Annotated in this window: 14 protein-coding genes; 3 read left to right on the forward strand and 11 right to left on the reverse strand. The window is 26.1% G+C overall.

Going from position 1 to position 14,177, the window contains the following annotated elements; all coding sequences use genetic code 11:
* Nucleotides 1–74 precede the first annotated feature (74 nt).
* The 3 genes from glpK to ABDZ71_RS17495 form a co-directional block, all read right to left on the reverse strand.
* Nucleotides 75–1,565 (reverse strand): glycerol kinase GlpK, encoded by a 1,491-nt coding sequence (gene glpK, locus ABDZ71_RS17485; protein WP_343763754.1) that lies wholly within the window; start codon nucleotides 1,563–1,565, stop codon nucleotides 75–77.
* A 141-nt stretch (nucleotides 1,566–1,706) separates the two neighbouring features.
* Complete coding sequence (locus ABDZ71_RS17490) at nucleotides 1,707–2,411, reverse strand: MIP/aquaporin family protein (protein ID WP_343763756.1); 705 nt, start codon at nucleotides 2,409–2,411, stop codon at nucleotides 1,707–1,709.
* 291 nt (nucleotides 2,412–2,702) lie between these two features.
* Nucleotides 2,703–3,089, reverse strand: a complete 387-nt coding sequence (locus ABDZ71_RS17495; RefSeq protein ID WP_343763758.1) for a hypothetical protein — start codon at nucleotides 3,087–3,089, stop codon at nucleotides 2,703–2,705.
* Between the two features lie 187 nt (nucleotides 3,090–3,276).
* Here ABDZ71_RS17495 and ABDZ71_RS17500 point away from each other — a divergent pair, with 187 nt between their 5' ends.
* Complete coding sequence (locus ABDZ71_RS17500; RefSeq protein ID WP_343763762.1) at nucleotides 3,277–3,597, forward strand: heavy metal-binding domain-containing protein; 321 nt, start codon at nucleotides 3,277–3,279, stop codon at nucleotides 3,595–3,597.
* A gap of 127 nt (nucleotides 3,598–3,724) precedes the next feature.
* Here ABDZ71_RS17500 and ABDZ71_RS17505 read toward each other — a convergent pair whose 3' ends face one another.
* The 5 genes from ABDZ71_RS17505 to ABDZ71_RS17525 form a co-directional block, all read right to left on the reverse strand.
* The gene (locus ABDZ71_RS17505; RefSeq protein WP_343763764.1) at nucleotides 3,725–4,783 is read right to left on the reverse strand and encodes an ABC-2 transporter permease; all 1,059 of its coding nucleotides are present in this window, start codon (nucleotides 4,781–4,783) and stop codon (nucleotides 3,725–3,727) included.
* On the reverse strand, nucleotides 4,749–5,663 hold the full coding sequence (locus ABDZ71_RS17510) for an ABC transporter ATP-binding protein (RefSeq protein ID WP_343763766.1): 915 nt from the start codon (nucleotides 5,661–5,663) through the stop codon (nucleotides 4,749–4,751). The genes ABDZ71_RS17505 and ABDZ71_RS17510 overlap by 35 nt, the downstream gene beginning before the upstream one ends.
* A gap of 11 nt (nucleotides 5,664–5,674) precedes the next feature.
* The gene (locus tag ABDZ71_RS17515; RefSeq protein ID WP_343763768.1) at nucleotides 5,675–6,049 is read right to left on the reverse strand and encodes a GntR family transcriptional regulator; all 375 of its coding nucleotides are present in this window, start codon (nucleotides 6,047–6,049) and stop codon (nucleotides 5,675–5,677) included.
* 330 nt (nucleotides 6,050–6,379) lie between these two features.
* Nucleotides 6,380–7,411, reverse strand: a complete 1,032-nt coding sequence (locus ABDZ71_RS17520; protein WP_343763770.1) for an ABC-2 transporter permease — start codon at nucleotides 7,409–7,411, stop codon at nucleotides 6,380–6,382.
* Entirely contained in the window at nucleotides 7,377–8,291 is a 915-nt protein-coding gene (locus ABDZ71_RS17525; RefSeq protein WP_343763771.1) for an ABC transporter ATP-binding protein, read from the reverse strand. The genes ABDZ71_RS17520 and ABDZ71_RS17525 overlap by 35 nt, the downstream gene beginning before the upstream one ends.
* 237 nt (nucleotides 8,292–8,528) lie before the next feature.
* Between ABDZ71_RS17525 and ABDZ71_RS17530 the strand changes: the two genes are divergently transcribed.
* Entirely contained in the window at nucleotides 8,529–9,119 is a 591-nt protein-coding gene (locus ABDZ71_RS17530; protein WP_343763772.1) for a DUF2238 domain-containing protein, read from the forward strand.
* Nucleotides 9,120–9,258: 139 nt separating this feature from the next.
* Here ABDZ71_RS17530 and ABDZ71_RS17535 read toward each other — a convergent pair whose 3' ends face one another.
* Complete coding sequence (locus ABDZ71_RS17535) at nucleotides 9,259–9,462, reverse strand: hypothetical protein (RefSeq protein WP_343763774.1); 204 nt, start codon at nucleotides 9,460–9,462, stop codon at nucleotides 9,259–9,261.
* Between the two features lie 237 nt (nucleotides 9,463–9,699).
* On the opposite strand from ABDZ71_RS17535, the gene ABDZ71_RS17540 reads away from it, so the two are divergent.
* Nucleotides 9,700–10,932, forward strand: coding sequence for an aminopeptidase (locus tag ABDZ71_RS17540; RefSeq protein ID WP_343763776.1), 1,233 nt, complete (start codon nucleotides 9,700–9,702; stop codon nucleotides 10,930–10,932).
* Between the two features lie 321 nt (nucleotides 10,933–11,253).
* On the opposite strand, the gene ABDZ71_RS17545 is transcribed toward ABDZ71_RS17540, so the two are convergent.
* Both ABDZ71_RS17545 and pfkB read right to left on the reverse strand, forming a co-directional pair.
* Nucleotides 11,254–13,179: a PTS fructose transporter subunit IIABC gene (locus tag ABDZ71_RS17545; RefSeq protein WP_343763777.1), complete on the reverse strand. Its 1,926-nt coding sequence runs from the start codon at nucleotides 13,177–13,179 to the stop codon at nucleotides 11,254–11,256.
* A 78-nt stretch (nucleotides 13,180–13,257) separates the two neighbouring features.
* Entirely contained in the window at nucleotides 13,258–14,175 is a 918-nt protein-coding gene (gene pfkB / locus ABDZ71_RS17550; RefSeq protein ID WP_343763779.1) for a 1-phosphofructokinase, read from the reverse strand.
* Between the last annotated feature and the right edge of the window lie 2 nt (nucleotides 14,176–14,177).

The raw sequence follows: 14,177 nt of genomic DNA on the forward strand, positions 1-14,177 counted from the left end.
AAAATTTACACATAAAAATATAGGCATATAAAATTGAAAACTTTATATGCCTAAAATATTTTTAAAATTTTATTTTATTCTTCCCAATCTTTTGCTTTGCTTATAGCCTTATGCCATCCTTTTATTAATTTTTCTCTTTTAGCATCTTCCATAGATGCCTTAAAGTTTTTAGATACTGCCCAATTTTCAACTAACTCATCTTTACTTTCCCAATATCCTACTGCAAGACCTGCTAAATATGCAGCTCCAAGTGCTGTTGTTTCTATTACTTTAGGTCTATCAACTTCTACAGAAAGTATATCTGATTGAAATTGCATTAAGAAATTGTTTTGACAAGCTCCACCGTCCACTCTAAGAGCTTTAAGTTCCATTTTTGCATCTTCTTCCATAGCTTTTAACACATCATAAGTTTGATATGCCATTGACTCTACTGCCGCTCTTATTATATGTTCTTTCTTAGCTCCTCTAGTAAGTCCTACCATAGTTCCTCTAGCATAAGAATCCCAATAAGGAGCCCCTATACCTACAAAAGCAGGAACTAAATATACCCCATTTGAATCTTCTACAGCTGTGGCATATCTTTCAGATTCTGCCGCATTTTTTATCATTCTAAGCTCATCTCTAAGCCACTGAATAACAGCTCCTCCTATAAATACACTTCCTTCTAAAGCATATTCAACTTTACCATCTATTCCTATTGCTATAGTTGTAAGTAATCCATTTTTAGAATCAACTGGTTTTTCTCCTGTATTCATAAGAAGGAAGCATCCTGTACCATAAGTATTTTTAGCCATACCTGATTTAAAACAAGTTTGACCAAATAATGATGCTTGTTGATCTCCTGCAGCTCCTGCTATTTTTATAGGATGACCAAACAATACTTCATCAGTTTCTCCATATACACAACTAGAAGGTTTAACCTCTGGAAGCATTGATTTTGGTATATCTAATATTTCTAATAACTCATCGTCCCATTTTAATTCATGAATATTAAAAATCATTGTTCTAGAAGCATTGGTGTAATCCGTTACATGAACTTTACCTTTTGTTAAATTCCATATAAGCCATGTATCTATATTTCCAAATAAAAGTTCTCCTCTTTCTGCTTGTTCTCTTGCACCTTCTACGTTATCTAATATCCATTTAATTTTTGTTGCTGAAAAATAGGCATCTAATATTAATCCTGTTTTTTCTTTTATTTTCTTTTCTAAACCTTTTTCTCTTAATTCATCACACATAGAAGCTGTTCTTCTACATTGCCATACTATAGCATTATATACTGGCATTCCTGTTTTTTTATTCCAAACTACTGTAGTTTCTCTTTGATTTGTTATACCAATACCTGCTATTTGATCTGGAGTTATTCTTGCACTATTTAAAGCTTCTCCTGCAACACCTGCTTGTTTACCCCATATTTCTAAAGCATCATGTTCTACCCATCCTGCTTTAGGATATATTTGCTTAAACTCTTTTTGAGCAACACTTATGACTTCACCTTTTTTATTAAATATGATACATCTTGAGCTTGTAGTTCCTTGATCTAACGACATTATATATTTTTCCATTATAAAATCCCACCTTTATAATTTAGGTATATGAAAATAAAAACCTAGCATAATAACTAACTATTTATTTAAATGTACCTTAAACGTTAATTATATATTTTTATAAAACAATCTAATATTCAAATCTAAACGTTATCAAAATTAAAAAACTAAAGTAAATAATAAAGCTCCTGCAATTCCTCCTAGTATAGGTCCTACAACTGGTATCCAAGAATATGACCAATCAGAATCACCTTTACCACTTATAGGAAGTATAGCATGTGCTATTCTAGGTCCTAAATCTCTAGCTGGATTTATTGCATATCCTGTAGGTCCCCCTAATGCAAGTCCTATTACTACTATAAGTAATCCTACTATTAAGAAATTAAGTCCTGCTGCCATTTTAACTTGACCTAATCCTAATAATCCAAATACTAATAATCCTGTAGCTAAAAATTCTGTTAAGAAATTTGCTTTAAAATCTCTTATTGCTGGAATTGTACAAAAAACACCTCTCTTTGTTTCTTTGTCTTCCGTTGCTTTAAAATGTGGCAAATAAGTAAGCCATACTAAAGTAGCTCCTACTAAACCGCCTAGCATTTGTGCTCCTACATATCCTGGAACATCAGCCCAATTAAAGTTTCCTATAACTGCATTTGCTATTGTAACTGCTGGATTTATATGTGCTCCACTTATTCCTCCAAAAATATATGCAGGTATAGCAACAGCTAACCCCCAAGCAAGAGTAACTACTATCCATCCTCCATCTTTTCCTTTACTTTTGTTTAATGAAACACTAGCAACTACTCCATCTCCTAACCATACCAATATTAGTGTCCCGAAAAATTCTGCCATAAAAGTGCTCATGTATCGTCCTCCTTGTTAGTATTGAGTTTAATTAAACAGACATGTGTAAACGTTTTACGATAATAGTAAAATAAAACTACTTCATTTAATTTAGTATAAAAATAAGTTAAGCATAAACTTTAATCTAAGTTTCTTTTATAAATGAAATAGTATTCTCTTATTTGTATCTTATATGATAGTGTTATTTTATCATTTTATATGATATTTTTCAATATTAGCTTTTTATTTTACTAGAAAATTTTCAAAAAAATTAAACTTAATTAAATAATTTATAACATTTAAAAATATTATCTATGCTTCTGTATTAATATTAATTTCCCCTCCAAAAGTAGATACTTCACCTATAGAATTCAAAGTAAAATTTATGCAATTATTTGAATCTTCTACTTCTCCATTATCTTTTTCATCTTTTTTATCTATTTCTTTTTTCATAACCTTTTTAGTAGGTGGACATTTTAATTTAAACTCTTCTTCTACAAGTTTATCTCTTAAACTACTAAGTTTTGCATTTAAACTTTCACACTTAATTCTCTTTTCCTCACTGCTTAAGCTATTGTCATTACCTATCTTCTCTAGTTTTGATATTATACTACCTATTTTTGATTTAATCTTAGATATTCTATTTTGAATTTTCATTCTATACTTCATATAAGTATAACTACCAGAAGAAACTCTCATACAAACTATCCCTCTCTTTTAATTTATATTATAAAATATATATTTTATAACTTAATATTCGTAAACTTTTACCTAAAACATAACATATTTTACTAATGCTTAAGATAATCTTAATTTTTATATTTACTCAAAGAAAAGGGAAAAGTAATAAAGAAAAGCATAATATAAAAATTTAAGGAGGTATTTGATGCTTGTTACAACAACAAACTCTATAGAAGGGAAAAAAATAATAGAATATAAAAGTGTAGTCTTTGGTGAAGTTATAACAGGAGTAAATTTTGTAAAAGATTTTATGTCTGGAATTCGTGATTTTGTTGGTGGTAGATCTAAAACTTATGAAAAAGAACTTACTCAAGCAAGAGATGGTGCTTTAAGAGAACTTATGGAAAACGCTGCTTCTTTAGGCGCTAATGCAGTTGTAGGAATTGATATTGACTACGAAGTTTTAGGGCAAGGTAATGGAATGCTTATGGTAACAGCCTCCGGTACTGCTGTAGTAACTCAATAGATAATAACTAAAAATGTTTCTATCAATATAAACCCTTAAAATAATGAAACAAAGGCATATTAAAATAAAAACTAATATAGCTATTAGTTGTTTATTTTAATATGTCTAACTACTTTAAAACCAAACTCTACCTGCTAGCAAGTTTTATAATCTTACTACATAATAGATATGAAATAAACATAGCTAAAACAAAGAATATAATAAAACTAACTATAGAGCCTTCTAAATTTAATATTTCTCCTGAACATAATGTAATGACTACTGCTACATTAAGTGATATTAATATGTTAAATATTATTTCGAACTTTTTAAATAAAGCTATATAATGTATTTTTTCCATATCTATTTTTTTATAACAATATACTGATAACCATAAAAAGAAAGCTATAATAGCACTTAGATATAAAATTTTAAAGCCATAGTTTGAATATACAACTTTATAAATTTGTGAACTTATTTTTTTTCTACTACCCTCTGTTATTGAATAAATATCAAAAGGACTTATGAGACCATATAACATTCCACCCATGGGACCTATTGATTTTCCATTTCCATATGTGCATACTGGGAATAGCCAATCTGCTACACAAAATAAATAGGTAAAAATTATTGATGGCATAATAAAAAATACTGGTGTAAAAAATATTGCTACTATATATTTTCCCATTACTGTTTGCATAAATACAGAAAATGTATAAAACAATGTACAGTATAAAAAATTTATTAGATACCACATAGGTATATCACTATAAGAAGTCTTTATAAAATCTACATTTATAATATAAAATATACTCATCATTAAAAAGTTTATAAAAAATGCTATAAATATAGAAAATATACCTACCATATATTTACCTATAATTATATCTTTTCGTTTAAAGGGCATAGAAGAAATAAGTCCAGAGGTTGATGTTTGCTTTTCCGCCCTAAATAATAAAATTACTAAAATCAATATTAATGGAAATAGAAATAATATCTTATTTGGCTCCAAAAAAATTTCATTATTAAACCAATAAGGTACAATAACAAAGTTAGAATCTAAAACTAACTTTTTTTTATAAGCAGATAACAAATTGCTTATAGGAGCATATTTAATAATAATCAATAAACATGACATTATTAATGCCATCCATCTACAGACTATCCATTCTTTATAAAACAAAGGATTTTTCAATAGCTTCTTCATTTTCTTCATCCTCCTCCATACAATAAATAAACATATCTTCTAAACTTAAATCTACTTCTTCTACAAATTGAGAACCTTTTTCTAAAAGTCTCTTCTTTAGTTTCTCAGAATAATTTTTAGTAATTATATATGTTATTCTTCCTACTCTTTCTATCTTCATTACTTCATCCCAAGATTTTATTTCTTCTAAAACTCTTGTATACTTAAATAAAGTTTGAAGTTTCTTTATATTCTTTTTCATAGAATCTAAACTATCAGAATACCTTATAGTACCATCTTCCATAATAGCTATAGAATCACAAATTCTTTCTAAATCTGTAAGATGATGACTTGAAATAAATATAGTTGTTTTTCTTTCTGAAACTTCTTCTATTAATAAATTGATTAATTTTCTTTTTACAATAGGATCCAATCCTGATGTTGGTTCATCTAAAATTAAAACTTTAGGATGGAAACTTAAATTAAGCATCAAAGCTACTCTCATTTTCATACCCTTTGAAAGTTGTCTTATTCTTTTTTCTTCAGGTATTTTGAATATTTTATTTACTTCTTTAAATCTATCATAAGAAAAAGTTTCATAAGTTAAATTGTAAAACTTAACTAATTCTTTTACTTTAAAAGAAGGATAATATTGATTTTCATCTGATACATAACCTAAACTACTTTTCACTTTTTTATTTTCAAAGACCTCTTCATTATTTATTTTTATAATACCTTCATCAGCTTTATATATTCCTGTTAAACATTTTATCAATGTTGTTTTACCTACTCCATTTTCCCCTATAAGCCCAAAAATACTGCCTTTATTAACTTTTAGACTTACATCTTTTAATACTTTTTTATTACCTAATGATTTTGAAAGATTTTTTACATCTATCATAATTTTCACCTCTAATTTTTAAGATTTTCATATAAGTCATCTATAATTTTTATAAAATCTTCTTTTGATATTCCTAAATACGTAGTTTCTATTAAAATTTTCTTTAAATTTTTCTTTAATAATTCAAATTTTTCTTTATTCATCTTAGGATCTATATCTGATACATAAGTACCTTTTCCTCTAAATACTTCAATTACTTTTTCTCTTTCAAGGTCTTTATAGGCTTTACTTACAGTATTTGGATTAATCCTTATCATAACCGACATCTCCCTTACTGATGGCAATTTATCTCCTGGCCTTAATACTTCTCTTATTATATTTTCTTTTATTTGATCTACTATCTGCTCATATATTGGTTTGCTACTTCTACTGTCAATGCTTATCATTGATTCACCTCCAATAAATCGCTACATATAATTTTTTTAAATTCATTTCCGCATCTGTATTAAGTGTATTATTACTTATAGTACAATTATAATATACCTCTATATTACTATAATGTAAATATTTTTCATTATACTTATATTATATAATCACCATATTTCAAATCTAAACTCTCAATTAATTTAAAGATTTTATAAATCTATATATAAAATAATTGATGTTTTGAAATATAATTAAAATTCAAGTAAAAAAACATTTAGCTAACTTTTACTCTTAAAAGTTAGCTAAGTACTTTTTATAAATTTATTTTGTAATTACTACTGAACTAAAATCTATCTATTAGCAAATCTTATAATCTTATTACACAAGGAATAAGAAATACCCATCACTATCAAAAATACTACAATAAAACTAATATTTGAATTTATAAATCCTATTCCATCTACAATTATAATAGAAATAATCATAGCTACATTAATTGATATTAGTATATTGAATATTATTTGAAACTTTTTAAATAAAAATATAGAATGTATTCTTTCCATATCTATTTTTTTATAGCAATATATTAACAACCATATAAATACACTTATTATAACAATCACATATAATATTTTCATAGCATAATTTATATATAAATATTTATACAGCTTTGAACCTATATTTATGCGACTCCCTTCTATTACTGAATAAATATTAAAAGGTAGTATCAATTCATTTAATTTTTCTCCTGTTAAACTTTTCGAAAAAATCCATCCAAGTCCTTGAGATACATACACAACAATTGATATAGGAATAAAGAAAAAAATTGGAGTAAAAAATGTTGCCACTAAATATTTTCCCATTACTGTTTGCATAAACATAGAAAATGTAAAAAACAATATACAATATAAAAAGTTTATTAAATACCACATAGGTATATCAGTATAAGAAGTTTTTATAAATTCTACATTTCCAACATATAATACACTCATAATTAAAAAATTTATTAAAAAAGCTATAAATATAGAAAATGCCCCTACTATGTATTTATTTATAATTATATCTTTTCTTTTAAAAGGCATAGACATAATTAATCCACAAGTTGATGTTTGTTTTTCAGTTTTGAATAATAAAACTACTAAAATTAATATTAAAGGGAATAAAAAAAGCATATTCTCTGGTGTATCAAAAATTTTATTATTAAACCAATAGGGATCAATAACAAAATTAGAATCTAATGCTAAACTTGCTTTATATCTACCTAACAAATTACTTATTGGAATATATTTTATAACAACTAAGGCAAAAGTCATTATTAATATCATCCATCTACACCCTATCCACTCTTTATAGATCAAAGGTTTTTTCAATGTTTTTTTCATTCCCGTCTTCCTCCTCCACACAATGAATAAACATATCTTCTAAACTTAGCTCTACTTCCTCTACAAATTCAGATCCTTTATCTAAAAGTCTTTTTTTTAGTTTTTCAGAGTAATCTTTAGTAATTATATATGTTATTTTTCCTACTCTCTCTATCTTCATTACTTCATCCCAAGATTTTATTTCTTCTAAAACTCTTGTATATTTAAATAAAGTTTGAAGTTTCTTTATATTATTTTTCATTGAATCTAAACTATCTAAATATCTTACAGTTCCTTCTTCCATAATAGCTATAGATTCACATATTTTTTCCAAATTCATGATATGATGGCTAGAAATAAAAACTGTTGTTTTTCTTTCTGAAACTTCTTCTATTAATAAATTCATTAATTTTCTTGTAATGATAGGATCTAATCCTGAAGTAGGTTCATCTAAAATTAAAACTTTAGGATAAAAACTTAAATTAAGCATTAAAGCTACTCTCATTTTCATGCCTTTTGAAAATTGCCTTATTCTTTTATTTTCAGGTATTTTAAATATCTCATTTATTTCCTTAAACCTATCGTAAGAAAAAGTTTCATAACTTAATTTATAAAATTTAACTAATTCACTTATTTTAAAAGAAGTATAATACTGATTTTCATCTGATACATACCCTACATATTTTTTTACTTCTACATTTTCAAAAACTTCTTGATTATTTATTTTTATATCTCCTTCATCAGGTTTATATATCCCTGTTAGACACTTTATTAATGTTGTTTTTCCAACTCCATTTTCTCCTATAAGCCCAAAAATACTCCCCTTATTAACTTTTAAATTTATATTTTGCAATATCTTTTTATTTCCTAGTGATTTTGAAAGATTTTTCACTTCTATCATATTTTTCACCTCTAATTTTTAAATTCTTCATATAATACCACTATAATTTTTTAAATATATTTCTACCATTAATATTGAGTGTATTACTACTTATAATACACCCATAATATATCATTTTGCTTTCATGATGTAAATATTATATATTTCAAGACATTTAATATTTAATATTTTTTATTCATACATTTTATATTTAAAAAGCATATAATAGTATAAATACTTTTGCTCATGGAGGATTAAATGGTAACGGATAAAATATATTCTGTTATTCTAAAACTAATTAGGATAATATTTATACTTTGTATAATAAAAAATATATTTATAAAAAATTATTTTATTGCATTAGTTGCTCTTTCTGGTATTTTACTAACTCTATCCCCTTTTATAATATCTAAGATATTAAATCATGATTTAAGCTGTCATATAAAAATATTTATAATTTTATTTATCTTCATTGCATTATACTTAGGGTCTATTCATAATTTTTACAGTTTCAAATGTTTTGATACATTTTTACACTTTTCTTCTGGAGTAATGTTAAGCTTCATAGCTGACAACTGGATATCCATAGAATATAAAAAAACTGACATAAAAAAGTTCAGCCTGTTTTTTACTAATGTTTTTACTATCTCTTTTGCAGTATTTTGTGGTGTTGTATGGGAAATATATGAGTTTAGCATGGATACATTTTTCAACCTAGATATGCAACGAATAAAAGCTTTTAAGTTTTCAGATACCATGATAGATTTAATTGCTGACCTTTCTGGTGCTTTACTCTTTATTCTTATTAAATATATATATAATAAAAAGAAAAAGAAAAATTTAACTTAATAAAAATCAGTAACCTTAAAACTTATATAAGTTTTAAGATTACTGATTTTATTATAATTTCTAATATAGAAAGCTTTTTTCATAGATCTCATATATCCTATCCTAGTCTTATATTTTATTTATTACTAAACTATTATTTTCAATCTTCTATCGATTGTATATTTCCTTTATCCTCTCCTAAAACTCTATCATTCAAATCACTTTTATATTGTTTTTCTTTAGTACCACAAAAATCATTCTCTTTATTATGCATACCTCCACCACAACATCCTTTTCCTCTTAACATATTAAAAAACATAAATCCTATAAAAGCAATATATAATATTCTTATAAATTCACTCATTTAAATCACTCCTTAAAATATTAATGGAAATTAAATATTTTTTAGTTCTACTAAATAAATTATAAAAAAAGATTATGGAGAAATTAAGGAGAGTTTATATTTAATATGTTTTTCTATTTTTAATACTAGATAAAATACTCCTATATTAATTTTTGTAAATATAAACTTGAAATTTCATTTATATAAATTAGTTTATTTGGTAATATATATTTATATAGATAACTAAGGAGTGATACAATGAAAAATTTTAAAGATATGCTTCATAAATACGCTAAATTAGCTGTAGATATAGGAGTTAACATACAAAAAAATCAAACTCTAGTTATAAATTCTCCAATTGAATGTGCTGAATTTACTAGATTAATGGCTGAATCCGCTTATAAAAGTGGTGCTAAAAATGTAGAAGTAATGTGGCATGATGAATCATTAGCACTTATCAAATATTTAAATGCTCCAGAAGAAAGCTTTAAAGAATTTCCTGAATGGCAAATTAAAAGATTAAATGACCTTGTAGAAAAAAATGCTGCCTTTATTTCTATAGCAGCTTCCAATCCTGATTTATTAAAAGAAGCTGACCCTAATAAAATAGCTATATCTAATAAAACAAAATCTACTGCTTTAAAAGATTATAGTAACCATATAATGAAAAATGATGTAGCTTGGTGCGTTATATCTGTTCCTACAAAAGCATGGTCAAAAAAAGTATTTTCAAATTCAGATGAAAATGAGGCTGTAGAAAAGCTTTGGAATAATATATTTAAAATTGTAAGAGCAGATAGAGATGATCCTATTAAAGCTTGGGAAAAACATATAGAAAATAATGATAAAAAAGTAGATTTCTTAAATAATCATAGATTTAAAAATCTTCATTATAAATCTAAAGATACCGATTTAACTATAGAACTTCCAAAAGATCATATTTGGTGCGGATGTGGTGAATACAATAAAGCTGGTACTTATTTTGTTGCAAACATTCCAACAGAAGAAGTATTTACTCTTCCTTTAAAAAACGGAGTAAATGGAAAAGTTAAAAGTACTAAGCCTCTTAATTTTAATGGAAATTTAATAAATGATTTCACTTTAACTTTTAAAGATGGAAAAGTAATAGATTTTTCTTGCTCTGAAGGATATGAAAGCTTAAAAAAACTACTACAAATGGATGAAGGTTCTTCATATCTTGGAGAAGTAGCTTTAGTACCTTTTGATTCTCCTATTTCAAACTCAAATATAATATTTTATAATACTTTATTTGATGAAAATGCTTCTTGTCACCTTGCTTTTGGTAAAGCATATTCTTCTTGTTTAAAAAATAATGATAAATTAACCCTTGAAGAAACTAAAAAACTAGGTGCAAATGATTCTTTAGTACATGTAGATTTCATGGTAGGATCTCCTGATCTTGATATAATAGGTGAAACTCATAGTGGAGAAAAAATACAAGTATTTAAAAATGGTAACTGGGCATTCTAAATTCAATTATCAAATTAATAAATAACAGTTTATTGCTTAAATTTCTTAAGGATTTCTAAATATATTGATTTTTGCTAATAAAGCGTATTTACTTTTAAAATAAGTTTTTCTAATAAAATTAAATTGCTACAATATATTATAGCAATTTTAAAAATAAGCAATCAGATCAAGTAAAAAAATAAGATAATATAAATAATTTATATAAAAATAAATTTATCCATATTATCTTATTTTTATTTTAAGAATTTTATAAAACAAAATTCTACCCTTGATTATTATTTTATAATTGTTATTTGTCTTTTCACTATTGTTATTTATTATTTAACAGTTATTATCTACCTTTTTATAATTATTATCTATCTTCTCATAGTTACCATCTATTTTTTGATTTAATGGTTTTTTTAAAATTCCTAACAATATAGCTGTAATTATAGATCCTATTATTATAGATATTAGATACATTATTGAACTTCCTTCAACTACTGGTATAACAAATAATCCACCATGTGGTGCTGGAAGCCCTATATTAAATATCATAGACAAAGCACCTGCTACTGCTGAACCTACTACACAAGAAGGTATTACTCTTATAGGATCTGCTGCTGCAAAAGGTATTGCTCCTTCTGTTATAAAAGATAGACCCATTATATAGCACACTTTTCCTGAATCTTTTTCTTGTTTAGTAAACTTATTTCTAAAAAATGTTGTTGCAAGAGCAATTCCAAGGGGAGGAACCATTCCTCCAGCCATTATTGCTGCATGAGGACCGTATTTACCTGAGCTTATCATAGCTATACCAAAAGTATATGCTGCTTTATTTATAGGCCCACCCATATCTATAGCCATCATTCCACCTAATATTAATCCCAATAATACTTTATTAGTAGTTCCCATCGATCCAAGCCAACTAACAAGAAAAGTGTTTAATGACTTACATGGACTAACTATAAAATAAAACATTATTGCCCCTGTTATAAATATTCCAAACAAAGGATATAACAATACTGGTTTTAAACCTTCTAATGAATCCGGTAATTTTGAAAATACTTTTTTTAACAAAATTACTGTATACCCACCTAAAAATCCAGCAATTAATCCACCTAAAAAACCAGCTTTTTCAGTATATGCAATAAGTCCACCTACCATAGCTGGTGCAAATCCTGGCCTATCTGCTACACTCATCCCAATAAATCCTGCTAACACTGGTATCATTAAATAAAAAGCATTTCCACCACCTATATCATTTAAAAGCTTAGCAAAAGCATTAAAAGACGGATCCTTAGGCTCTGATGAATGAATACCAAATAAGAAAGAAATTGCAATAAGTATCCCTCCACCTACTACAAAGGGAAGCATATTAGAAACCCCATTCATTAAATGCTTATAAAATCCTGTTCTTTCTTTTTTATTAGAAGTAAATTTATTTAATTCTCCTTCGTATATATAAGTATTTCCTTCTCCTTTTATTGCATTATTTATTAATTCTTTAGGGGATTTAATAGCTTTAGCTACTGGAACTTGTATAACTTTTTTATTATTAAATCTAGACATTTCTACTTTTTTATCTGCAGCTACTATAATTGTTTTAGCATTTTTTATTTCTTCTTCTGTCAATTTATTTTTTATTCCTGTTGAACCGTTAGTTTCAACCTTTATTTCAATTCCCATATTCTTTGCAGTATTACTTAAAGCATCTGCTGCCATATAAGTATGTGCTATACCAGTTGGACATGCTGTTACTGCTAATATAGTATCTTTTCCTCTATTTTTATTTTCAGTTTTTTCATCTTTTTCTTTTTCTTTTGAATCTATTATTGATATAATTTCATTTTTTTCTTTAGCACTTTCTATATTTCTTATAAACTGTTTGTCCATTAAAAACGTAGATAACTTAGATAATGTTTCTAAATGCTCTTCATTAGCTTTCTCGCTTGCTGCTATCATAAAAAACAAATGTGCTTTCTCTCCATCTAATGAATTATATTCAATACCTTCTTTAGAATACCCAAAAGCTATTGAAGGTTCTTTAACGGCTACTGTCTTTGCATGAGGAATAGCTATTCCATTACCTATCCCTGTAGAGGATTTTCTTTCTCGTTTCCATATTTCTTTTATATAATCTTCTTTATCCTTTAACTTTCCAGCTTTATTCAGTTTACTTGCTAGCTCTTCTATTACTTCCTTTTTATTTTTTGAAGTTAAATTAATAATTATAGTTTCTTTAGTTATAAGTTCTGTTATTCTCAATTGTTTATCTCCTTTCTTTTAAAAGCTTATTTATTTTAATCTTATAAATAGAAAGGTTCCTTATGAAAATACATAGTCTTAACTAATTTTTATTACTTCAATTAAAGATAATAATTCATAGGCTTTATCTTTAGTACATAAATCTTTTGAAAAAGCAGTAGCACTTCCTGTAGCTATTGCAAATTTAAATGCATTATAAAAATCCCTAGTTTTTAAATATTCAGCTATAAATCCTGCTACCATAGAATCTCCAGCTCCTACTGAATTTTTAACTTCTCCCTTTGGAACTTTGCCTAAATATACTGCTTTATTATTTATAAAAAGCGCGCCTTCCCCTGCCATAGAAATTATTAAATTTTCACAGCCCATTTTAATAAGTTTCTTTCCGTAGAAAATTATTTCTTTTAAATTAGTTAACTTTGTATCAAATATTTCTTCCAATTCATGTTTGTTCGGTTTAATTAAAAAGGGTTTTTCTTTTATAGATGAAAGTAAAGATTCCCCCGTTGTATCTACAACTATTTTAATACCTTTAGCCTTATATTTTCTTATTATACTGGCATATATATCATTAGGTATTGACTTTTGAACATTACCAGATAAAACTAAAACATCATCACTTTCTAAACATTCTAACTTGGAATAAAATTTTTGCAAACTAGCATTACATATTACCGGTCCCTGACCATTTATTTCTGTCTCTTCTTTAGATTTAATTTTTACATTTATTCTAGTATCTTCTGAAACATTAATAAAACTTGTTTCTATATTTTCAGTAGCATCTAAAGAATTCTTTATAAATTCTCCTGTAAACCCACCTATAAAACCTAATGCTTTACTATGTATATTTAAGTTACTTAAAACTCTAGATACATTTATTCCTTTTCCTCCAGCAAATTTATCATCTTTTCCTATTCTATTAACTTTATCTAAAATAAAATCTTCAACTTCAATAACATAATCTATTGATGGATTTAAAGTTACTGTATATATCATTT

The organism is Clostridium oceanicum, assembly GCF_039521385.1.
Lineage (GTDB): Bacteria > Bacillota > Clostridia > Clostridiales > Clostridiaceae > Clostridium_F > Clostridium_F oceanicum.